Raw genomic sequence first — 22,020 nt, 5'->3', positions numbered from 1 at the left:
TTCATAAATTTTGAGCCTGCGAGGTTTAAATGGCAGAAAGTAAAAGAGAAATTCTGAAAAAAAAGATCTTGGATGCTGCGGAAAAGCGTATTGAATCGCAAGGTTTGGCCGCTCTGCGCGCACGTGACATCACAAAAGATGCCGGGTGTGCGCTGGGCAGTCTTTATAATGCGTTTGAAGATCTGGACCTTCTGATACTGGCGGTGAACTCGCGCACACTGGCGCGTTTGCACGTCTCACTACAAAACGCCCCCGCATCGCAGGAGACGCCCAAGGAAAAGCTGCTTGCACTTGCGTTGGCTTACCTGGATTTCGGTACCGAGAACCCAAACCTATGGGCCGCTTTATTCGATCACCGGATGCAGCCGGGCGTACCGGTCCCGCAATGGCACCTTGAGGAACACGCGGTGCTCATCGCCGAGATCATCGCTCCGTTATCGCAATTGAACCCTCAGTTGGACGACGACACCTTGGCTTCGCGTGCACGAACTGTGTTTTCTGCCGTGCACGGCATAGTAAAGCTATCGCTGGAAGGTCGGTTCGTCGCGTTGGACCCGGATGCGGTACAAGCTGAATTGTCCGAGTTCATGTCCCAATATCTGCAAGGGTATCAGCTAGGGTAGATTTTTTGATTTCCCGAATTTGGATGCATATGGAATTGACATTAATGCCATCGCATTGCGACGCTGCCAAACAAGTTAAGAAAGCGGAAAATCCGAATATTCTACGGAGGAATCATGCGTAACATGTTTAAGGCGGCGTTGGCTGTAACGCTCATCGCGTCGGCTCCGATCATGGTGCAGGCCGAAACAATCATCCGAGTCACGTTACAGTTGCCAGAGACTCATTCGCTTGGACAGAACTGGATCGCGTTCAAGGATATCGTTGAAGAGAAGTCCGGCGGTGAGCTAACGGTTCAGTTGTTCCCGTCAGCGCAGCTTTACAAAGATAAGGAGGTTCCAGAAGCAGTGGGTACAGGCGCTGTCGAAGCCGGTTCGGCGTTTCTTGGCCGATTTACTGGGGCGGTCCCAGCGGTAGACGTTGTGAACCTGCCCTTCTTTTTCCGTGATGAAGACCATCTGCGGGCGGCCGTTGCCACTGGATCACCAATGCGCAACATACTGGATGCCGCTGTACTTGAGGAAACCGGGGCCAAGGTTCTGTGGTGGCAGGCGTTTGGGCGTAACGTCTATTTGTCGAACGGGTCTGCCATCCGAACACCCGCCGATCTCAAGGACCAAAAAGTCCGGACCTACGGTAAGGTGATTGGTTGGACGGTCGAGGCGCTTGGTGGCGCACCCACGCTGATGTCGGGGTCCAAACAGTTTCTGGCCTATCAGCAGGGTGCTGTCGATGTGGGAATGACAGGTGCGTCTGCCGTGAAGTCACGAAAACTGCACGAAGTGATGGATCACATGACCTTGTCATATGACAGTGCCATCGAATTTGTCGCCGTCATGAACAACGACTTTTTCGAAAGCCTTTCGCCTGAGCATCAGCAGATCATTCTGGACGCCGCCGCTGAGGTCGAACAGCAATTGCGTGACGCGATCTACGCAGAAGAAGATGCAACGATCGACGAAATGCGCGGCCTGATGACCGTGGTCGACCTGACCGATGAAGAGCGTCAGCAATGGATTGAGGCGACCTCGAGCGTTTCTCAGCGTTTCGTCGATGACGCAGGCGATACAGCCGCCGAAGTGATTTCAGTCGTGTCCGGAATGTAATCCCTTCTTCATATTGTCAAAGCAAGCGGACATCTCTGGTTCGGTTGCTTCTTCTCTTGGCGAGGCGCTCCGAATGCTGCAAGCCCTGACCAGAACCGTCGATTGGCTGTCTGAACTCTTCGGTATTTTCGCCGGATGGATGTTCTTTGCCATAGGAATTTTCGTGGCTTACGAGGTCTTCATGCGCTACGCGCTCACCAGCCCGACGGTCTGGGTGGATGAGGTCGCAAGGATCTTTCAGGTGTGGGCTACTTTTGGCGCGACAGCCTATGTTCTAAAGCACCGCCAGAACATCGTCATTGATTTGGCGTTCCGGGATGCGAACACGCTTAGGCGCCGGATTGTCGAGACGTTTTCGTTGCTTGTTATCGTGTTCTTCGGATGCGTCGCCGCACGGTATGGCTGGGACATCTGGCTGAAATCCACCCTCGCCGGGCACACGACGGACAGCTACCTTGCTGTACCCAAGGCCTATACTCAATCGGCGATCTGGGTTGGGTTTGGTTTGCTGTCACTTCAGGCTTTGGTGGAAATCTACCGGGTGTGGGCGGGTCAGGCGAACCTGCAAAGCCATGAACTTGGGGGTCACTGACCCTTGCAAACCATTCTGATCATCGGGGCCCTGCTGGGTTTGCTACTTTTGCGCGTGCCCGTCGCCTTTGCCATGGGCGCACTTGGCGTTGTGCTGTTATGGCTGAAAGGGCTCCCACTGATTGCCGTACCGCAGCGCCTATTCGGGACGATGGACAGTTTTGAACTTTTGGCCGTGCCTTTGTTCCTGCTCATGTCAAACGTGCTGTTGAAAGGCGGCGTCGGACGGGATCTCTTTGCCAGTGTGCAGGCTTGGGTCGGGCATTGGCCCGGGGGATTGGGCGTAGCTACGATCAAAAGCTGCACGCTTTTTTCCGCGATTTCGGGATCCTCGGTGGCGACGGCGGCCACAATTGGCACCGTCGCCATCCCCGAGATGGAAAAGCGCGGCTATGACCGTCCATTCATCTTGGGACAACTCGCCGCCGGAGGAACCCTGGGCATTCTGATCCCCCCATCGATCCCGCTGATCATCTATGGCGTCATTACCGAGACTTCGATTCCAACGCTTTTCCTTGCCGGAATTGGACCTGGCTTGTTCCTTGCAACGCTCTTTATCATCTACGCCATGCTTTATGCGCGCGGCAAAGAGAGCTTAAAAGTCGAGCGCATGCCAATGAAACAACGGCTGCTGGTGACATTAAGTGCGCTTCCGACTGTCATCTTGGCTATAGCAATCATTGGATCAATCTATGCAGGAATAGCCACGCCATCAGAAAGCGCGGGCATAGGGTTCGTGATCGCGATGGTCATAACATTCGCGATGGGAAGAATGAACTTCGCAAAACTGCGAGAAGCCGTGCATGATTCACTGATAACCACCGTGATGATCTTCATCATCGTCGCGGGTGCCAAAGTTTTTTCTTACGCCATTACTTTGTATCTGATTCCGCAATCGATCAGCAGCTTTCTCACTGAAAACATCTCAAACCCGACGATATTTATCTTCGCGGTCGGGCTTGTGTTGCTGATTATCGGCTTTTTCCTCGAAGCACTTTCCATGATGCTGATTATGGTTCCGGTGCTCTTCCCTGCGCTTGAAGCCATGGGAATTGATCCGATCTGGTTCGGCATCTTTTTCGTCGTCCTGATCGAGACAGCGCTAATCACTCCGCCGGTCGGATTGAACCTGTTTGTTCTTCAGGCTGTCGGAAAGGCGCGCCTTGAAGAGGTTATTCAAGGGGCCATCCCATTTGCATTCATAATGCTGACAACGGCCGTGTTGTTGTGGTTCTGGCAGGATTTAGCGCTTTGGATTCCTTACAAGCTGTTCTGACGGCAAAAGCGGCGCACTCTATGGATTCATCCAAGCAGCCATACCCGGAAACCGCCAGGTCGAAACGGTGCCGTCCGACGGTGAATATTTCGCCTGGGGTTTCGTATACGGCCTCGGATCGCCCAAGTTACTCGAGCTGAATTATGACGGCTTCAAAATCCTGATCGCTTGTGACCCTGGTGTGGTGACCCTTTCCCACCTTGTCTTCCATGTGCCACACGTCGCCGGGGCCGATGTCACGATAGTTTCCATCGCTTGCAGTGACGCGGATTGTGCCTGCAAGGCATATCAGCCTTTGCGCCACCGGGGTCGGATGGATAGGCTCGTTCCAACCGGATCGAAGCCGCAGGAACATTGTCTGTTTGACGCGCTCTGGCTCGGATACCTCGATGGCCTGCGCGGGCGGGGCGAAACTCCGTTCCTCGAGGTTGACGTCAATGTCATCCCAATGGCTTTCGCCAGCAGCATCGGCATAAAGCTTGCAATACTTCACGGTGAACGTCCTTTCAGCTTTTCGCAGCGGTAAACCTAAGAATGATCGGTCGCGTTAGTCGTTACTTACGGGCCTAAAGCTGTGACCCGATCGGTAAAATACTCAGAAAACCAGAGACGATGTGATCCCAGACCGACCCCGTGGGCTCGGAATCGTATTCCAGTATTTCCCCGTCCGCTCCTCGTGTTCTCCATTTAAGCTGGCCTGCGCGTTCCAACGTCACCTGGTAGGTGTAGGCGGGCAGGGCCGCGTCCAATGCACCCATCGTTTGAACGGCCATCGCAGGAGAGTCGATCAGAATGCCCATTTCGGTATTGATGTTCACAGACCGCGGGTCCCAATTGAATGAGCCAACAAAGAGGTAACGGTCGTCGATGGCAAAAGCCTTGGAATGCAGACCGGATCGGGATTGTGCCCAGTTGATACCGCGACGTTGAACCTGATAGGCATCTGGCCGCAATTCATAAAGCTCAACACCACCGCGCAGCAACGCTCTGCGTTTCTTGGCGTAATGCGCATAGACCGGCACGACGTCATTTGACCCTAAGGAATTGGTCACGACCTTGACGTCCACACCGCGATTTTCCAACTCGGTCATCCATCGGACGCCATTGTTGCGCGGCACGAAATAGGCCGAGATGATATTTACCTCGCTGCTGGCAATTTCAAAATACGGCAGCAATTGCGATGCAAGAATGGGGTCGGACGTTTCAACGCCCGCAGCTTTTGAAGGCGGGTCCGCATACAAACGCGCAGGAACCCAATTCAGCCGCAGCGCGCCGTCGGCAAAATTCTCTTGCGCGGATTTCCTGAGCGCAGCGCCGTACTGGGTCTGTTTTGCTTCCTCCACCAACTCATTCAGCCTTGTGCGCGCATCGTTCAGGTCAAACGGTTCCGGTTGTCCAACAACCACGCGTGCGGGAACGGCAAATTCACTGTTCCAATAGGCGTCAAAGCTCTGGGAAACTTCAGTCACGACTGGGCCTGCCGCCAGCACGTCCAGATCGGCATAGTTCATTTCTTCCCGGGCCAGGAAATATTCGGCCCCAATGTTGCGCCCACCAACAATCGTGAACATGTTGTCTGCGGTCATGGATTTGTTGTGCATCCGGCGATTGATGCGTTTGAAATCCGTCAGTCCCGCAATCAGCAGGCTTTGATCCCGCCAAAAGGGGTTGAACAGCCGAATCTCGATATTCTCGTGATAGTCCAGCGCTGCGGTCATAGCGTCGTAGCTAGACGTGTCCATGTCATCCAAAAGCAGCCGGACACGAACGCCCCTGTCTGCCGCCTGCAAAAGGCTGGCCGCAAACAGGTGGCCCGTGGGGTCATTGTGCAAAAGGTAGTACTGCGCGTCGATGGTACGCTCAGCTGCAGCGGCCAGCAAAAGCCTTGAAACCAGCGCTTGTTCCCCATCACTGATCAGTTTTACCCCGGACCGCCCGTCCTTGGGATCGCCAAGCCGGTTGGCCGCGCGCACTAGGGCGCTGTTTGCGGGGGCCGCAAAGGACGACGAAACGGTCTTTTCGTAACTTCGCGTTTTGGGGGCGCAAGCGGCAATGGCCAGCGTACCGCACAGACAAACCACGACGGCCCATGGCTTCATCGACATTCTCCCCCCGTTCCATCTCAGGTGACTACGCTTGTGGGGGTGATTGCAAGTTTGTTTCCGGATTCGCCGGGTCGTTTCCTAAGCCTGTGTCGTTTGGGCGAAACCCCAGAAGGCCTGCGCAGGGGTGTTCCCTGATCTCGTCGTTTTCAATTGAAGACGGAGTCTCGGATACCGAAGTTGAAGGTTTTTTGCCGGGTTTTGCAGGTCCGATCGGCGCCCCAATTCTGACCATAAAGCACCTAACTGTATCATGGCACCGGCACCGTCCCACAGATGGGCGACGAGCATCAGGTTCGGGGTTTGCGGCTCAGCAACCCGTATTTCATAGCCCAGGATCGGAATGAACGACGTTTGCGTTTTTCTGATTTCACTGCGCGCGTGGACTGTGCGCCGCCTTGTCGATTGAATTCGTACACATCAATCACCCTCTCGGCACAGCCGCAGGCTTCACCCATGCCAACTTTGGCAAAGTAGAACTTCTCGAAACTTTCCGGGTTTTTCATGACAAATCTCCTGACACGATTGAACCCGTTTCGGGGGAAAATACCAAATCACATTCGGGATGGTCGCTGAAAACGTCATCGCGACCGAGTGTTTCCAAAATACAAGTCCTCAGAATTCATGGCCGCGAATTCGTTGTTTTAGTTTTTCGTAAACAAAGACTGGGTTACGATCTTTCAAACGCATTGCGCGTCAATAACGATGCGCTTGGCAGTCGACAAAAACCGACAGGCGAACCCGCGATTGAAAAGACTTGTTGCGTACACATCGTTTTTGATCTGGAGTTTCGCCCAGCCTGCCACCGCGCAAAACCTTGATCCAGACGCCTCTGAAGCCGCCGCCCGCGCCGCGCTTGCGGTGCTGAGCGTCGCGGCCACACCGAACGAAACACTATCGTCCTTGTCCTTTCTGAGCGCATCTGGTGACGCGAGAAATCTGCGGTCCACGCAGCTGCGCGGCGGATTCAAACCGTTGGACAATGGCCTGTATCTAGAAGGCCAGTTTGCGTATCAGAATTATAACCCGCTGGTGATTTTTCCCGAGATTGGCTCTGATACCGAGCTGGATGTGACGTGGTCAAGCATCGCCGCGACCCTTGGCGTCGGGTGGGAGCTTCCGCTTACCAATAACTGGTACATCCGGCCAGTTGCGCATCTGTCGCTTGGCCATGTCACCACCGATGCGGTGTTTTCCAATTTTCCGCTGTTTCCGTCCCGTTCGAACGGGGCAGGCGCAGTGGACGGTAACCTTAACGCCTTTGGTGTCGGGGCGTCCCTGAGCGTCTTTCGCGAGGCACAATTCGGCCGTTGGGAGGCCGAGTACAGGTTGCGTCAGACGTTTTTGGAGTTCTATCCGATAAACGAACCGCAAGCGGGGGATGCCCGCGCAAATTCGAACCAGACGACGTTGTTTTCGCGCTACCGTTATCCACTTGATAAGGTCAAGCTGCTGGGCCGTCCGTCCAAGTTGGTTTTGGATGGGGGCGTTGTGCTTTACCACGGCGACAGCGCGATGGTGTTGGATACGGATTGGCTGGCGACGGTCGGTGTCGGAATTGAGGTCGATACCACAAAGATTGGGCTGCCCGCCGTCGAGGGCGCGCGCGTCATGCTGAACGGCGTTATCGCCGATTCATTTTCCGGGTTTTCAGTTGGGTTTGGGGTGCGGTTCTGAACCAGCCACCAAAGGAAAAGGGCGCAGAAAACCTGCGCCCTTCATACTGCTCTGGTTTTTGCCTGGATTATTTCCAGCCGGCTTCGTTAAAGATCTTTTGTGCTGTCGGCAGGTTTTCGGCGACGTCGGACAGGACGACCTCATCCGCTTTGAACTCACCCAGCGATTTCACCGAGTCCGCAAGTGCGACGCCTTCAACTGCGGGGAATTCGTCATTGCCGGCCGAGAAATATTGCTGGGCGCTGTCGCTTGCCAAATATTCGAGGAAGAGAACGGCATTCTCTTTGTTCGGTGCATTTGCAGCCACACCTGCACCGGACAGGTTCATATGCGCGCCATAGCTGTCCTGGTTCGGGAAGACCCAACCGATTGCGTCGATATCGGCCGAAACACCTTTGACATCTTTGCGGATTGCACGGGCAAAGTAATAGGTGTTTGAAACCGCGATGTCGCATTCGCCGGATACGATACCCCGCAGTTGGTCGGTGTCACCGCCCTGTGGTTCACGGGCCATGTTGGCCACGATGCCTTCGGCCCATGCCTTGGCGGCCTCGGGACCTTCATGGGTGACGATCGAAGCCAACAAGGTCTGGTTATACGTATTGCTGGACGACCGGATGCAGACCTGACCCTTGTATTCGGGCTTGGCAAGATCGGCATATGTCGCCGGCGGGTTGGCGACGTTTTCCTTGTCGAAGAATATAATGCGGCCACGCTGCGAGAAGCCGAACCATTCATTGTCGCTATCCTGAAGGTTGTTCGGGATGCGCTCTTCCAGAACGGCGCTTTCGATCGGTTGCAAAATGCCTGCATTCTTGGCCCGTGAAAGGCGCGAGGTGTCGACGGTCAGCAAAATATCCGCGGGCGAGTTCGCGCCTTCGGCTTCCATCCGCGCGATCAGCTCATCGGCTTTGCCTTCGATGCGGTTGATGGTGATGCCGGTGGCCTTTTCGAAATCACTGTACAGGTTTTCGTCGGTGTCATAGTGGCGCGAGGAATAGAGGTTCAACTCACCCTCAGCAGCGGCAGAAGTGGCGATCAAGGCCGACAATGCGGCGGCGAAGCAGGTAGAGGATTTGAGCATCATAACTCCCAACATTGAAATGTGCGGCGTAGTAATCCGACTGAAATTGTCAATTAAACGATTCCCGAGAGGATGCAAGGAAATCTGACAAAATTAGTTGGTCAAATGGTCGCTGTTTTATTCCGCGTATTTTCAGGTTGCCCTGATGTGGCACGATATCTATTGACAAAATGTAATAACATAACGATAGATTGTACGCCGTATCAGAGGTTTTCGCCCAAATGATGCGCCTTTTCACCTGAGTCCTTCAAATAGGTAGACACCCAATGACCGACACCCGCCTTCCCGTAACTGTTCTGTCCGGATTTCTTGGCGCAGGCAAAACGACATTGTTGAACCGCGTTCTGAACAACCGGGACGGCCGTCGCGTTGCCGTGATCGTCAACGATATGTCCGAAGTGAACATCGACGCTGACTTGGTGCGCGCCGACACTGAACTATCCCGCACGGATGAGACGCTGGTTGAGATGTCAAATGGCTGCATCTGCTGTACCCTTCGCGACGATCTGCTGGACGAAGTTCGGCGATTGGCCGGCGAAGGTCGCTTTGACTATCTGCTAATCGAATCCACCGGGATTTCTGAGCCATTGCCTGTCGCCGCGACGTTTGATTTCCAGGATGAGGCCGGCGTAAGCCTGTCGGATGTTTCGCGCTTGGACACAATGGTCACGGTGGTCGATGCGGTTAACCTGTTGGAAGACTTCTCTAGCCACGATTTTCTGGCCGATCGCGGCGAAACGCTCGGTGAAGAGGATGAACGCACGCTGGTCCATCTGCTGACCGATCAGATCGAATTTGCTGACGTGGTTATTCTCAACAAGATCGCCGATGCCGGAGCAGAAAGAGTAGACGCCGCGCGGAAAATCATTCGAAGCTTGAACGCTGACGCAAGGATTATCGAAACGAACCACTCGGACGTGTCAGCCGATGAAATCCTGGATACCGGCCTGTTCGATTTCGAAAAGGCGCATGAACATCCGATGTGGGCCAAAGAACTGTATGGGTTCGCGGATCATGTACCCGAAACTGAAGAGTACGGCGTCACCAGCTATGTATACCGCGCGCGACAACCCTTTGTGCCAGAGAAGATTCTGACGATCTTGAATGGCGATCTGCCGGGCGTCATCCGTGCAAAGGGGCATTTCTGGATCGCGACGCGCCCGGATTGGGTTGCCGAATTCTCATTGGCCGGTGCGCTGTCCTCGGTACAGCCACTGGGCACCTGGTGGGCGACAGTACCCGAAGAACGCAGACCAGATCACGAAAGCGCGCGGACCTATATGCAAGCGCATTGGCAAGAGCCCTGGGGCGACCGGCGACAAGAGATCGTCTTCATCGGCAGCGGAATAGATTGGCCCCTGCTCAAAGCCCGGCTTGATTCTGCATTAGTTCCTGCCGCAGCCGCGGGACGCCTAGAAGATCTTCCCGATCTGCCCGACCCATTCCCAGTTTGGCGTCGGTCAGAGGCTGCAGCATGAATTTGGTGCGTGAAGTCGTCAAAGATGCCGCAATAGGTGTCGGCATAGCAGAAACGCCCGAGGACTTGTCGGTCATTCACAACCCCGGTTGCGCCGCAGCTATTTGGCGGCGCGACCCCTTGCCAGGCTTTCAGAGCTGGATCAACAAGTTGGATCCCGCACGCCTGCCCAAAGCGCGCGTGATCCTGCGCCCCGAGACAGTGCGCAGCGCGATGGTTGAGCTGGGCGAGGCGCATGGTACGCCCGAAGGTCTGGAACGTGACTTGTTGTTGGATGACGTTGCCGCGATGGCAACCTTGTTTGCTGGTCTTATGGAAGCAAAATGGCTTCGCCTGCGTTTGGATGTGGTAAACACAAATGCCTGCCGCAGGTTTCACATCGACGCAGTCACGTCGCGTTTGGTCTGCACCTATCGAGGGATTGGAACGCAATACGGAATTTCAAACGATGGCAACGAGCCGAAACGTGTTTTCACCGTGCCAACAGGTGCGCCGATACTGTTGCGCGGAACGCTTTGGCCGGAAAGTCCGAAGTCCGGGCTTTTGCATCGTTCGCCACCAATTGAGGGAACAGGTGAAACACGGCTGGTGCTTGTTCTTGATCCTGTGGCGGACCCGGATAATGAACCCGACCATCTGTTCGCCCACTGATTTACGGGTTTGCCTTTGACCGTTCCGGTCTTTTTTGCGCATCAATCGTTCGAACAAAAAAAACCGCGCTGAGAAGCGCGGTTTTTCTTTAACGGTATGTGCAGTTCTTAGCCCTGGCGAGCTTTGAACTTGCGCTGCGTCTTGTTGATCACGTAGACGCGGCCTTTGCGACGCACAACACGGCAATCACGGTGCCGGTTCTTGAGCGAGCGGAGCGAGTTCTTGACCTTCATGGGTCTGTCTCCAATCTGCGGCGCCTTCATCAAGGACGTGGCCAGCGCCTGGGTTTGCGGGTGTCCCGGGTCAGACCCGAAACAGTGAATAGATGGTGGGCGGTACAAGGATCGAACTTGTGACCCCTTCGATGTCAACGAAGTGCTCTACCGCTGAGCTAACCGCCCACTTAACCTTTGCGGTGCCCTGCCCCATAACGAAATGGGGCGCGGAACCCCGCGCCGGTAGCGGGGTCTATAAAAGGAGTCGCAAAGGGGTTCAAGGGGTTTGGTAGAACTATTTTCCGGTCTATGTTCAATGCGAACAAGGAGTCACCATGAAGAACGCTGCTTACGTATTGGATATGCCCGTCAAGCGCACGTCTTGCGTTGTTTTTTCTTCTCCTCACAGTGGCCGGAACTACCCTGAAGCGATGCTGAACCGGACGGTTCTGAGCCAGAATGTGATTCGATCTTCGGAAGATGCATTCGTGGATCAGTTGTTTTCCGCAGCGACTGACCATGGTGCGCCTCTAATATCCGCAACAAAATCAAGGGCCTATCTGGATCTTAACCGCAGTGCTGAGGAGCTGGACCCGGCTTTGATCCAGGGCGCGCGCCGCCACGGCCATAACCCGCGTGTCGCTTCGGGGCTGGGCGTGATTCCCAGGGTCGTCGCCAATGGGCGCGCAATCTATCGCGGGAAGCTGACGATGGATGAGGCGCGTCTGCGCATCGACACCTGCTGGCGTCCTTATCATGCGCGTCTCAAGTCGCTGCTGGCCGAATCGCACGCGGCTTTTGGTCAGGCCATTTTGATTGATTGCCATTCGATGCCGCATGAAGCGGTTTCGATGGCCAGTACGACCACGTCCCAGCGCCCGCAGATCGTGTTGGGTGACAGATTTGGCGCTTCGGCTTCGACCGAGATTGTGGACCGGATCGAATCCGCGTTTGCCTCGGCGGGTCTGATCGTGGCGCGCAACGCGCCCTTCGCCGGCGCATACGTTACGCAGACCTACGGGCGGCCAGGGCGCAATCAGCACGCTATCCAGATTGAGATCGACCGATCTCTGTATATGGATGAGGTCAAAATCGCGCCGAACGGCAATTTCGCAGCGTTTCAGGACATGTTGCGGCAGGTCATACGGGAAATCTCGGGTATTGGCCGCGATCCGTTGCGTCTGGCCGCCGAGTAACCTCAGCGCAAAGCCCGGCCTTTGACAATCGCATCCGTTCCGAATCTGCGCCGGATTTCATCCGTTGCGCGTTCCGCCTGAGACCGCCTTGATGCGTCGGGATCCAAAAGGTCCCCCGAGATGTCCGCCTGATCTTCGGGGCACAGATCGGATATTCCGCAACCCAACAGACGATATGGCCCTTTGTCGCCGACCTGATCGAATAGCCCACGTGCGGTGCGGTAGATGCGGTCTGCGATCTGCGTGGCGTCCCGCAACGAGACACGTCGGGTGATGACCTTGTGGTTTGCTTGTTTAAGTTTCAGGGTTACGACCCGTCCGGCCAGCCCTTTGGCTTTGGCGCGATCCGCAACTTTTTCGGACATGCGCCACAGATGCCCATCAAGGATGTCCAGGCTGGCTGTATCCTCGAAAAACGTGGTTTCGTTGCTGATCGACTTCATTGGCTCGTGCGAAGACACGCGCCGTTTGTCCTGACCGCGCGCCAGATGCCATAGCCGATACCCCATAGATCCGAAGCGGGTTGTCAGTGCCTCCTGATCCCAGCGTAATAAATCCGAGAAGGCGCGGATGCCGGCACGATCCAGCGATTCCTGTGCCGCCGGGCCGATACCCCAGATCAGGCGCACCGGTTTGTCATACAGAAACTCGGCGGTCTCAGCTTCTCCAATAACTGAAAACCCACGCGGCTTGTCCAGATCTGAGGCGACTTTGGCTAGAAACTTGTTGTGCGACAGACCGATCGAGCCTGTTACACCTAGTTCGTCTTTCATCCGCTTAACCAGCCTTGCCAGCATGGCCGCAGGTGGCGCGCCATGCAGTCGCTGCGTACCGGACAGATCCATGAATGCTTCGTCCAGTGACAGCGGTTCGATCACAGGGGTCAATTCGTCCATCATGGCTCTGATCTGGCGTGACACCTCGGCGTAGACCGACATGCGAGGCTTGATGACAACGGCGTCCGGGCACAGTTGCAAGGCTTTGAACATTGGCATCGCAGAGCGGACGCCGCGAATACGCGCCACATAACAAGCGGTCGAGACGACACCGCGTTTGCCGCCTCCGATGATCACCGGTTTGTCGGCCAGATCGGGATTGTCCCGCTTTTCAACCGAGGCATAGAATGCGTCGCAATCCATATGCGCGATGGACAGATCGAACAGCTCGGGGTGCGTCTTGATCCGCGGGCTGCCGCAGGAAGGGCAGCGCGCTTCCTGTTCCAGAATCGAAAAGCAGTCGCGGCATAAAGCGGGCATTACATTTACATCTCAGTTTTATGCGCTTTGTCATATCAGGCGTTACTGGCTAAAATTTATCTGGTCGGGCAGCAAAGAGAAAGCGCTCATGCAATTCACGGGGGCGAAGGTCGCACTGTTTCTTGGATCGGACCTGTTGGTGATTCAACGGGACGACAAGAAGGACATTCCATTCCCGGGCTATTTCGACTTTCCCGGCGGTGGGCGCGAAGGGGCAGAAACGCCGCTGCAATGTGTCAGGCGCGAAACACTGGAAGCAGTCGGTCTGCACCTCGCCAAGGCTGATTTTGTCTGGTCGCGCATGTATGGGCAAAACTGGTTCTTCGCAGCACACCGGCCACCTAGCGACGTCAACCTGATTAGGTTTGGCGATGAGGGGCAGGGATGGTGTTTGATGTCGCCGGACATTTACCTTGAGAATGCATTGGCGGTGCCGAATTTCGCGATCCGCCTACGTGACTACTTGGTCCAAGGTAGGCCGTCTTTTGACATGTGAGGTTTTCAGAAGAAGACCCCCCGCGATTGGCGGGGGGAGGTGACGGACCTCAGGAAGAGATGGTCCGCGGGGAGTATCACGTCTCCAGAATCGCGCAAATTCCGGGATTTAGATAGGATCCAGATCACACAGCGAAAACTCGCATATCTCATGTGTGTTTTGGGGCACAGGGACGATTTGGCGCGGAAATGGCAAAAAGTGACGTAAGGTCAACTGCTTGAGTCGCAGAAATCGACAGTAATTGCCTGCGCGGACGCGGCCATCCGGCATCAAACCCTAAAAATTTTAACCTGCAAGGCGTCGAGAATTAAGCCCTGTTCGGTGCTTTTGCCTGCGATGAGGCCAATTCGGCAAGGATTGCCTCGGCAGCAGCTTTAGGGTCGTCAGCCTGATAGACAGGTCGGCCCACGACGATGTGGTCCACGCCATCTGCGACGGCATTTGCGGGTGTAGCAACGCGTTTCTGATCGCCAAGCGCGGCACCTGCGGGGCGGACGCCAGGGGTCACGATCAGACGACCTTCGGCCTGGGGCAGGGCACGGATTAGCGCGGCTTCTTGCGGGCTGGCGATGACGCCGTCGGCACCAGCCTCAAGCGCGCGTGCAGCGCGTTCGACAACCAGATCCTGAACGTCGCCCTCTTTCAGAAGGCTGGCATCCAGGTCGTCGCGGTTCAGCGAGGTCAGGATGGTAACGGCCAAAATCTTGAGGTCTTTGCCAGCGGCCCCTTCTTTCGCGGCCTGAACCACATGCGGATCACCATGCACCGTCAGGAAATCCAGATCGAATTGCGCCAGCCCGCGAACGGCGTTTTCGACGGTGTTACCGATATCGAACAGCTTCATGTCCAGAAAGATGCGCTTGCCGTGTTCCTGTTTCAGTTCATTGGCCAATGCCAGCCCGCCACCGGTCAGCATGCCCAACCCGATCTTGTAGAAGGAAACGCTGTCGCCCAGCTGTTCGGCCATGGCCAGCCCCTGCAGAGCGTTGGGAACATCTAGGGCTACGATCAGGCGATCATCGGACATGGGGCAGGCTCCTTTTTGGCAAACGTCTGCGTCCTAGCGGTTTCGGACGGCTGTGTCCATGCAGGGCGCGCGGGTGATCGAGATCACGCAGCTTTGGGCCAACTGTGATATGGTGCCGACCATCCACAAGAATTATCGATGGGGGAACTATGAAACAGGTTTTTGGTGTTGGGATTATTCTGATCTTGGTGGGATGTCAGGATATGCCACTAGAAAATGAGGCGGCAGATACGGTCATCAAATCTCCGACCAATGAAAATTTGCGGTTGGTGGGGGGGTACCGTTCGACCGACGATGACTGCCAATTGACGGGTGAGACGTCGTTTACGGTCAATTTTCTGGATGATGCAGCAGACCTTGTTTCCTGCCCGACGGGCAGCGACGCCGCGGAATCGCTGGTGGACATGTACGCCGCGCGCGAGGTTGCGCAGACCGGAGGCTACACCGTCTATTCCATACCTCGACGATAAGTCTGAAATTGCGCGCCAGCCTCTTGAATGAACAAAGATATTTCCCAGATTGAATGTGAGGCCCAGACCGACGCGTGCCGCCAAGCGGGCGCATCACATTCAGGGCGCTTAGGAAAAGGAGAATACTATGGACTTGAACAAGTTCACCGAGCGGGCACGGGGATTCGTGCAGGCGGCGCAGACGATTGCGCTGCGCGAGGGGCACCAGCGACTGATGCCCGAACATCTTTTGAAAGCATTGATGGATGACGATCAGGGGCTGGCCAGCAACCTGATCACACGCGCCGGCGGCGCGCCGACCCGCGTGGTCGAAGCGCTGGACGCCGCGCTGTCTAAGATTCCGAAGGTTAGCGGTGATGCGAGCCAGATTTACATGGATGGCCAGACTGCCAAGGTTTTTGCAGAAGCCGAGAAAATCGCGACCAAAGCAGGCGACAGCTTTGTGCCGGTCGAACGCGTTCTGATGGCCCTGTGCATGGTGAAATCCAAGGCCAAAGAGGCGTTGGAAGCCGGTGCCGTATCTGCTCAAAAGCTGAATGAAGCGATCAATGACATCCGCAAGGGTCGCACGGCTGACACCGCATCGGCGGAAGAAGGCTATGACGCGCTCAAGAAATACGCGCGTGACCTGACCGAAGCCGCAGCTGAGGGCAAGATCGATCCGATCATCGGGCGCGATGAAGAAATCCGCCGCTCGATGCAGGTTCTGTCGCGTCGCACCAAGAACAACCCGGTTCTGATCGGGGAACCCGGCGTCGGTAAAACCGCGATTGCCGAGGGCATGGCCCTGCGCATCATCAACGGTGATGTGCCGGAGTCGTTGAAAGACAAGAAGCTGCTTGCGCTCGACATGGGTGCGCTGATCGCCGGTGCAAAATACCGCGGTGAGTTCGAAGAACGCCTCAAGGCCGTTCTGACCGAGGTCACCGAGGCCGCCGGTGAAATCATCCTGTTCATCGACGAGATGCACACGCTGGTCGGTGCCGGGAAATCCGATGGCGCGATGGACGCCGCCAACCTGATCAAGCCCGCGCTTGCGCGAGGTGAGCTGCATTGTATCGGCGCGACCACGCTGGATGAGTATCGCAAATACGTGGAAAAAGACGCGGCCCTTGCGCGCCGGTTCCAGCCGGTTGTGGTACAGGAGCCGACTGTCGAGGACACGATCAGCATCCTGCGCGGCATCAAGGAAAAGTACGAGCTACACCACGGTGTGCGTATCTCAGACTCGGCTTTGGTGTCGGCAGCGACCCTGTCGCATCGCTACATCACTGATCGCTTCCTGCCCGACAAGGCCATCGACTTAGTCGATGAAGCGTCGGCTCGCTTGCGGATGGAAGTGGACAGCAAGCCAGAGGAACTCGATCAACTGGATCGCCAGATTCTGCAGATGCAGATCGAGGAACAGGCGCTGAAGCTCGAAGATGATGCGGCCTCCAAGGACCGTCTGGAAACCTTGCAAAAGGATCTGGCCGATCTGCAGGAGAAATCTGCCGAGATGACCGCCCAGTGGCAGGCTGAACGCGACAAGCTTGCTGGCGCGCGCGATCTGAAAGAGCAACTCGACAAGGCGCGCGCTGATCTCGAGATTGCCAAGCGTGAAGGCAACCTCGCCAAAGCGGGTGAGCTGTCCTATGGCGTCATCCCAGAGCTTGAGAAAAAGCTGACCGAGGCCGAAAATGCCGAAAGCAGCCAGATGATGGCTGAAGAAACGGTGCGTCCGGAACAGATCGCTTCGGTGGTTGAACGCTGGACTGGTATCCCGACCTCGAAGATGCTGGAAGGCGAGCGCGAGAAGTTGCTGCGGATGGAAGACGATTTGCATTCCCGCGTGATCGGTCAGGATGCGGCGGTCACTGCTGTGGCCAATGCTGTACGTCGTGCGCGTGCGGGCCTGAACGACGAAGGCCGCCCGCTGGGCTCGTTCCTGTTCCTCGGGCCCACTGGTGTAGGTAAGACCGAGCTGACCAAAGCTGTGGCAAACTTCCTGTTCGACGACGACAACGCGATGGTGCGTATCGATATGTCCGAGTTCATGGAGAAACACGCGGTTGCCCGTCTGATCGGCGCCCCTCCGGGCTATGTCGGCTATGACGAAGGCGGCGTGCTGACCGAAGCCGTGCGGCGCAGGCCCTATCAGGTCGTGCTGTTCGATGAGGTCGAAAAGGCGCACCCGGATGTGTTCAACGTGCTGTTGCAGGTTCTGGATGATGGCGTTCTGACCGATGGTCAGGGCCGTACCGTGGACTTCAAGCAGACGTTGATCATCCTGACGTCGAACCTCGGCTCTCAGGCGCTGAGCCAGTTGCCCGAAGGTGCGGACAGCGCGCAAGCCAAGCGTGATGTGATGGACGCGGTCCGGGCGCATTTCCGGCCCGAGTTCCTGAACCGTCTGGACGAGACGATCATCTTTGACCGGCTTAAGCGGGAAGACATGGATGGCATTGTCGATATTCAGATGGCGCGTTTGCAGAAACGCTTGGCCGCCCGCAAGATCGAGCTGGTCTTGGATGGCGCCGCCAAGGAATGGCTTGCCGACGAGGGCTATGACCCGGTCTTCGGTGCCCGTCCGCTCAAGCGGGTGATCCAGCGTGCCTTGCAAAACCCGCTGGCCGAGGCGTTGCTTGCTGGTGAGATCAAGGACGGAGAAACCGTCCCTGTAACCGCCGGGCCCGATGGCCTGATCATTGGCGATCGGCTGGGCACGTCCGAGCGTCCGCGTCCAGATGATGCCGTGGTGCACTAAACCGAACAAAGGCCCGCTTAATTGGCGGGCCTTTTTTTATTTGCGATTGTAGCCCTAAAACTATGCTGTTCAGGCAGGTCGCAACCGAACCAGAGAAAATGAGGAGGCGTCCAGAGCGTTCATCGGAAAATCCATTGTCTCTGGACCCAACCCCAGCTCGGCCAGATAGCTTTCGGTCCCTTTGCGCCCAAATATGTGCTCAAGCACAGAAAACCCTTGTTGGGTCGCGTAGGTGCCAACCTCATCAGGCGAGATGTTGAAACGAAATGGTTCACCGACCCCGGCCACGGCCTTCCCAATACTATCGACTTCTTGTTGTGCCTGCGACGCTGCAGCGGTCGAAGCGTAGGTCGTCAGAAATCGCGTTTCCTTCGCGCCATTTGACCGGATCATTGCGTAAACGTCCGCAACTTCGGGCGGCGCCACATATTCCAGCGAAACCTCGGCAATAAAGACTGTGCCCATTTCGTGGTCGTAGCCGAGGGACTGCAACTTTTCGAGAGTTGCCTCACGGGAGAAATCAACTGCGGTGTATTGAACGTTCGGCGGTACGCCAAAATTGGCACTGACCAACGACCGCTTGGCTTCGATGGTTTCGGGGCGGTCGACCTCGAAAACCGGAATGTGGCTGTGACCGTTGGACAGCCTCAGGCCAAGCGTATCGAGGCCCGCGCCAAGCACAACGATCTGACGTGCACCATTCTTGATCGCAGTAAGCGCGCGGCTTTGCATGAACGTCTTGCGCCACAGGACCGACGCGACAAGGCGACGAGCCACCGAGCGATCATCGGCGAATTTAAGCACGGCGTCCCAATCGGTTGCCTGGTCCAGGACCTCGGGCCCTTCCACTGACCCGTTTCGAAATAGCTGTTCGGCAAATGGGTCGTAGAATACGCGTCGGTATGTCGGGTTACGGTTTACCAATGCGCAAAAGGCGCAAACCCCAAGGGCGGTGCGGCTTAGTCCGGGAATTGAGCTTTGCGGAACATAAAACATATGAAACTCACCGTGGTTGCATTCACAGGAACAGAGTTTGAATACCCTGACAACCAGCAGAGTTCAGATCACCCCGTCAATGTAGCCGGCTTTCGGGAAATTGAGCCCGCCAGGCAGGCGGGCCACTTCATTAAATCATCGCGAAAATACGCGCAGGTCCTCCGGTGCCACCGGCGTGTTTCGGGGCACCAATCACAATCGTCGCGCCAGCGGCCGGCACACGATCCAAGCCTGCGATATTCTCAATTCCGAAACGGCCCGTGGGCAGCCATGCATAGTGAGTTGCGAAGTCGGTTGAGATGCCGTGGTCGAGGGACAGCGTGTCTGATGCAATAGAGCGCGCGCCGGTCTCTTCGATCAACATCATTGCGGCTTCGGGGTGGAAGCCGGGGTAATGTTGTGCCTGACCGTCGAAACCGCGATAGGCGTCGCTGTCGGCTTTGGCGGCCCAACCGGAATACAAGGCCACGCAAGCGCCATCAGGAATATCGCCGTTGGCAGACATCCACGCCTTCAGATCATCCGGGGTTAGCAGCGTATCAGCATCCTCGGCGGCCCGGGCCGCGATGTCGACGACGCATAGCGGCGCGACAAGATCAGAGACCGGGATTTCATCCACCGAGGCACCGTCCGCCGAAAAGTGCAGTGGCGCGTCGATATGGGTGCCCGTGTGTTCATTGACCGTCAGGCGCTGCAGGTTAAAGCCGTGTTCGCCGAAATTGAAAACCTGTTCGGAGGCATATCCCGGCTCACCAAAAAAAGTTGGGAAATCGGCGCTGAGCGTGTGGGTCATGTCCTCAACCTTGCCCACACCAGCGGCCAGGGCAATTGGTGCACTGGCTCCAGTGGCGGCAACGGCCACACCAGTGGCGGCGGCGGCTTTGAAGAACCCTCTTCTAGACAGCATACGGTCTTTGACCGCGTTCATCACGCAGATGTCACACATTCGTCTTCTCCCTTTAGTCTTGCCCGACAATCGGGTGGACAGCGGATCTAAGGGCCTGTTGGCCAATCCTGGCAACAAGACTGCAAGTTGCGTGAAGCAGTTGTAAAGATTGAAGGTCCGGGTATTCCGCCTGAATTGGGCGTTGCGAGTTCAACTTGGCGTGACAGGTGCTAACGGTTTTGGCGCAATTCGCCCTCGGGGATGTCTGATGTGATTTGGTATGGACTTAGCGTGAATCGTTACAGTCTCGTCTCCCAATCGTGACGCATGTTGCCTTGGTGGTGTGGTATCAGCGGATTATCTGGAATCTCAGGCTAGCTTACCAAGGAGACTTAAATGGCGCATCGCTGGACCAATACACTGACACATGCCGACGTCACGCCACAGGCGGCGTTTTTGAATCGGCGGCAGGTGATGGCCGGCCTGGCGGGTGTAGGACTGGCGGGGCTGGCCAGACCGGCAGCGGCGCAGGAAGCACTTGAACCCAACACCTGGGAAGAGATCACCTCGTACAATAACTACTACGAATTCGGGACCCGCAAGGAAGATCCCGCAAGATATGCGCATACCCTGGTGACCGAACCCTGGAGCGTCACGATCGACGGTCTGGTCGACAAGCCGGGTGAATATGACTTCAAGGACATCATGTCCGAAATGACGGTCGAAGAGCGTATCTACAGATTCCGCTGTGTCGAGGCCTGGTCGATGGTCGTCCCGTGGAATGGCTTTGAACTGGCTGACCTTCTGAATATGGCAGGCGTACAAGAAGGTGCCAAGTATGTGGCCTTTGAAACGGCATACCGACCCGATGAGATGCCGGGCGTTCAGTTCCCGATCCTCGAATGGCCATACCGGGAAGGCTTGCGCCTGGATGAGGCGATGCACCCGCTGACTATTATGGCGACTGGTATCTACGACAAACCTATCCCGAACCAAAATGGCGCGCCGCTGCGTCTGGTGGTGCCGTGGAAATACGGTTTCAAGTCTATCAAGTCTATTGTTCGCATCACCGTTTCGGATGTCGAGCCGCCCACCAGTTGGAACATGTCTGCCCCGCGCGAGTATGGCTTCTATAGTAACGTGAACCCCAACGTGGATCATCCGCGCTGGTCGCAGGCCTCGGAACGTCAGATTGGCGGCGGTCTCTTTGCCAAGCGTATCCCGACGCTGATGTTCAACGGTTACGAAGAAGAGGTCAGCGGACTTTATGACGGTATGGATCTGAAGGAATTCTACTAAGACCATGCAGACGCTGAATCAGATATTGCGCCGCATTCCAGTATGGCTGGTCTACTTGCTGGGGGCGCTTCCGGCGCCCTGGCTGTTTTACCAGGGGCTGACCGGCAGTCTGGGCGTGGATCCGATTGAGGCGTTGGAACACCGGTACGGCGAACTCGCACTTCAGCTGTTGATCGTCGTGTTGGCAATATCGCCGCTGCGGCGGTTTTTTGGGCTGAACCTGCTCAAGTTCCGCCGGGCGCTGGGCGTGCTGACCTTTGCCTATGTCAGCCTGCATCTTTTGGTGTGGCTGGTGTTGGACGTGCAGCTTCCCAGCCAGATCTGGGCGGATATCTTGAAGCGTCCCTATATTACCGTCGGCATGGCAGCGTTTATCCTGATGATCCCGCTGGCGGTAACATCAAACAACCTGTCCCTGCGCAAATTGGGGGCCCGTTGGCGCATCCTGCAGCGGCTTGTCTTTCCCGCCGCGATTCTGGGCGGGCTGCACTATGTCATGCTTGCCAAGGGATTTCAGATCGAACCGCTGGTCTACCTGTCTCTGATCGTTAGCCTGATCATGCTGCGTATTTCGGTTTCCGGTCTGCTGACTCGGTTCCGCGCGGCCGATTCCGCCTGACTCGGTACCGAGTCTGTGGGTAACTCTGTCTAATACTCCAGATTCGCTGCCAGCCACTCTGTCGATCGCTTTGTTTGGAATGGTCGTCGCTTGGTAATATATTGTTTTTATGCAATAAATTAAGAAAATTCGGTTTTTTGTAAGTTTGTCTAATTTTCTGCTTGCGGACTTATGCGGTTATACTTAGAACCCCCTTCACCGGCGCTGCTGAGGCGGCGCTGACGGGTCG

At 56.1% G+C, this 22,020-nt stretch carries 22 protein-coding genes and 1 tRNA gene; 13 read left to right on the top strand and 10 right to left on the bottom strand.

Annotation, left to right across the window (positions count from 1 at the left end):
* Nucleotides 1-29 precede the first annotated feature (29 nt).
* The 4 genes from AC2FIO_RS21330 (at nt 30) to AC2FIO_RS21315 (ending at nt 3,594) form a co-directional block, all read left to right on the top strand.
* The gene (locus AC2FIO_RS21330; protein ID WP_496699879.1) at nt 30-623 is read left to right on the top strand and encodes a TetR/AcrR family transcriptional regulator; all 594 of its coding nucleotides are present in this window, start codon (nt 30-32) and stop codon (nt 621-623) included.
* Between the two features lie 114 nt (nt 624-737).
* A complete protein-coding gene (locus AC2FIO_RS21325; RefSeq protein WP_496699878.1) occupies nt 738-1,727 on the top strand; it encodes a TRAP transporter substrate-binding protein in 990 nt (329 codons plus the stop codon).
* Nucleotides 1,728-1,800: 73 nt separating this feature from the next.
* On the top strand, nt 1,801-2,319 hold the full coding sequence (locus AC2FIO_RS21320; protein ID WP_496699877.1) for a TRAP transporter small permease: 519 nt from the start codon (nt 1,801-1,803) through the stop codon (nt 2,317-2,319).
* A gap of 3 nt (nt 2,320-2,322) precedes the next feature.
* A complete protein-coding gene (locus AC2FIO_RS21315) occupies nt 2,323-3,594 on the top strand; it encodes a TRAP transporter large permease (protein ID WP_496699876.1) in 1,272 nt (423 codons plus the stop codon).
* A 127-nt stretch (nt 3,595-3,721) separates the two neighbouring features.
* On the opposite strand, the gene AC2FIO_RS21310 is transcribed toward AC2FIO_RS21315, so the two are convergent.
* The 3 genes from AC2FIO_RS21310 to AC2FIO_RS21300 form a co-directional block, all read right to left on the bottom strand.
* A complete protein-coding gene (locus AC2FIO_RS21310; RefSeq protein WP_282171019.1) occupies nt 3,722-4,087 on the bottom strand; it encodes a cupin domain-containing protein in 366 nt (121 codons plus the stop codon).
* 73 nt (nt 4,088-4,160) lie between these two features.
* Complete coding sequence (locus AC2FIO_RS21305; protein ID WP_496699875.1) at nt 4,161-5,693, bottom strand: phospholipase D family protein; 1,533 nt, start codon at nt 5,691-5,693, stop codon at nt 4,161-4,163.
* A 293-nt stretch (nt 5,694-5,986) separates the two neighbouring features.
* Nucleotides 5,987-6,202, bottom strand: a complete 216-nt coding sequence (locus AC2FIO_RS21300) for a hypothetical protein (protein WP_496699874.1) — start codon at nt 6,200-6,202, stop codon at nt 5,987-5,989.
* Between the two features lie 241 nt (nt 6,203-6,443).
* Here AC2FIO_RS21300 and AC2FIO_RS21295 point away from each other — a divergent pair, with 241 nt between their 5' ends.
* Nucleotides 6,444-7,373, top strand: a complete 930-nt coding sequence (locus tag AC2FIO_RS21295; protein ID WP_496699873.1) for an autotransporter domain-containing protein — start codon at nt 6,444-6,446, stop codon at nt 7,371-7,373.
* A 67-nt stretch (nt 7,374-7,440) separates the two neighbouring features.
* Here the strand turns inward: AC2FIO_RS21295 and AC2FIO_RS21290 are convergent, their stop codons facing one another.
* Nucleotides 7,441-8,457, bottom strand: a complete 1,017-nt coding sequence (locus tag AC2FIO_RS21290; RefSeq protein WP_282152749.1) for a Fe(3+) ABC transporter substrate-binding protein — start codon at nt 8,455-8,457, stop codon at nt 7,441-7,443.
* A 266-nt stretch (nt 8,458-8,723) separates the two neighbouring features.
* On the opposite strand from AC2FIO_RS21290, the gene AC2FIO_RS21285 reads away from it, so the two are divergent.
* Both AC2FIO_RS21285 and AC2FIO_RS21280 read left to right on the top strand, forming a co-directional pair.
* Nucleotides 8,724-9,935 carry a GTP-binding protein gene (locus tag AC2FIO_RS21285; protein WP_496699872.1) on the top strand — a complete coding sequence of 404 codons (1,212 nt, stop codon included), beginning with the start codon at nt 8,724-8,726 and terminating at the stop codon, nt 9,933-9,935.
* A complete protein-coding gene (locus AC2FIO_RS21280) occupies nt 9,932-10,585 on the top strand; it encodes a DUF1826 domain-containing protein (protein WP_496699871.1) in 654 nt (217 codons plus the stop codon). Before AC2FIO_RS21285 ends, AC2FIO_RS21280 begins: the two co-directional genes overlap by 4 nt.
* A 107-nt stretch (nt 10,586-10,692) precedes the next feature.
* Here AC2FIO_RS21280 and ykgO read toward each other — a convergent pair whose 3' ends face one another.
* On the bottom strand, nt 10,693-10,818 hold the full coding sequence (ykgO, locus tag AC2FIO_RS21275) for a type B 50S ribosomal protein L36 (protein WP_005648635.1): 126 nt from the start codon (nt 10,816-10,818) through the stop codon (nt 10,693-10,695).
* Nucleotides 10,819-10,911: 93 nt separating this feature from the next.
* Nucleotides 10,912-10,986: transfer RNA gene (locus AC2FIO_RS21270), tRNA-Val, on the bottom strand.
* Nucleotides 10,987-11,135: 149 nt separating this feature from the next.
* Here AC2FIO_RS21270 and AC2FIO_RS21265 point away from each other — a divergent pair.
* Nucleotides 11,136-11,996 (top strand): N-formylglutamate amidohydrolase, encoded by an 861-nt coding sequence (locus AC2FIO_RS21265; protein ID WP_496699870.1) that lies wholly within the window; start codon nt 11,136-11,138, stop codon nt 11,994-11,996.
* 2 nt (nt 11,997-11,998) lie between these two features.
* On the opposite strand, the gene AC2FIO_RS21260 is transcribed toward AC2FIO_RS21265, so the two are convergent.
* Nucleotides 11,999-13,252: a DNA polymerase IV gene (locus tag AC2FIO_RS21260; protein ID WP_496699869.1), complete on the bottom strand. Its 1,254-nt coding sequence runs from the start codon at nt 13,250-13,252 to the stop codon at nt 11,999-12,001.
* 88 nt (nt 13,253-13,340) lie between these two features.
* On the opposite strand from AC2FIO_RS21260, the gene AC2FIO_RS21255 reads away from it, so the two are divergent.
* Nucleotides 13,341-13,748, top strand: a complete 408-nt coding sequence (locus tag AC2FIO_RS21255) for an NUDIX domain-containing protein (protein ID WP_496699868.1) — start codon at nt 13,341-13,343, stop codon at nt 13,746-13,748.
* Nucleotides 13,749-14,055: 307 nt separating this feature from the next.
* Here the strand turns inward: AC2FIO_RS21255 and pyrF are convergent, their stop codons facing one another.
* Entirely contained in the window at nt 14,056-14,775 is a 720-nt protein-coding gene (pyrF, locus tag AC2FIO_RS21250; protein WP_496699867.1) for an orotidine-5'-phosphate decarboxylase, read from the bottom strand.
* Between the two features lie 149 nt (nt 14,776-14,924).
* Between pyrF and AC2FIO_RS21245 the strand changes: the two genes are divergently transcribed.
* Together AC2FIO_RS21245 and clpB are read left to right on the top strand one after the other, a co-directional pair.
* On the top strand, nt 14,925-15,245 hold the full coding sequence (locus AC2FIO_RS21245; RefSeq protein ID WP_058278562.1) for a hypothetical protein: 321 nt from the start codon (nt 14,925-14,927) through the stop codon (nt 15,243-15,245).
* Between the two features lie 127 nt (nt 15,246-15,372).
* Nucleotides 15,373-17,991, top strand: a complete 2,619-nt coding sequence (clpB, locus tag AC2FIO_RS21240) for an ATP-dependent chaperone ClpB (RefSeq protein WP_472722286.1) — start codon at nt 15,373-15,375, stop codon at nt 17,989-17,991.
* 69 nt (nt 17,992-18,060) lie between these two features.
* Here the strand turns inward: clpB and AC2FIO_RS21235 are convergent, their stop codons facing one another.
* The gene (locus AC2FIO_RS21235; RefSeq protein ID WP_282171009.1) at nt 18,061-18,987 is read right to left on the bottom strand and encodes a class I SAM-dependent methyltransferase; all 927 of its coding nucleotides are present in this window, start codon (nt 18,985-18,987) and stop codon (nt 18,061-18,063) included.
* A gap of 130 nt (nt 18,988-19,117) precedes the next feature.
* Nucleotides 19,118-19,933 (bottom strand): cyclase family protein, encoded by an 816-nt coding sequence (locus AC2FIO_RS21230; protein WP_058278565.1) that lies wholly within the window; start codon nt 19,931-19,933, stop codon nt 19,118-19,120.
* A gap of 336 nt (nt 19,934-20,269) precedes the next feature.
* Between AC2FIO_RS21230 and msrP the strand changes: the two genes are divergently transcribed.
* Together msrP and msrQ are read left to right on the top strand one after the other, a co-directional pair.
* Nucleotides 20,270-21,172 (top strand): protein-methionine-sulfoxide reductase catalytic subunit MsrP, encoded by a 903-nt coding sequence (gene msrP, locus AC2FIO_RS21225; RefSeq protein WP_282171008.1) that lies wholly within the window; start codon nt 20,270-20,272, stop codon nt 21,170-21,172.
* 4 nt (nt 21,173-21,176) lie between these two features.
* A complete protein-coding gene (gene msrQ, locus AC2FIO_RS21220) occupies nt 21,177-21,791 on the top strand; it encodes a protein-methionine-sulfoxide reductase heme-binding subunit MsrQ (RefSeq protein ID WP_496699866.1) in 615 nt (204 codons plus the stop codon).
* Nucleotides 21,792-22,020 lie beyond the last annotated feature (229 nt).

Source organism: Ruegeria sp. CDSB086 (assembly GCF_059611065.1).
The sequence above is the reverse complement of the archived record's forward strand: the minus strand, read 5'-3'. Positions and strand labels throughout refer to the sequence as shown.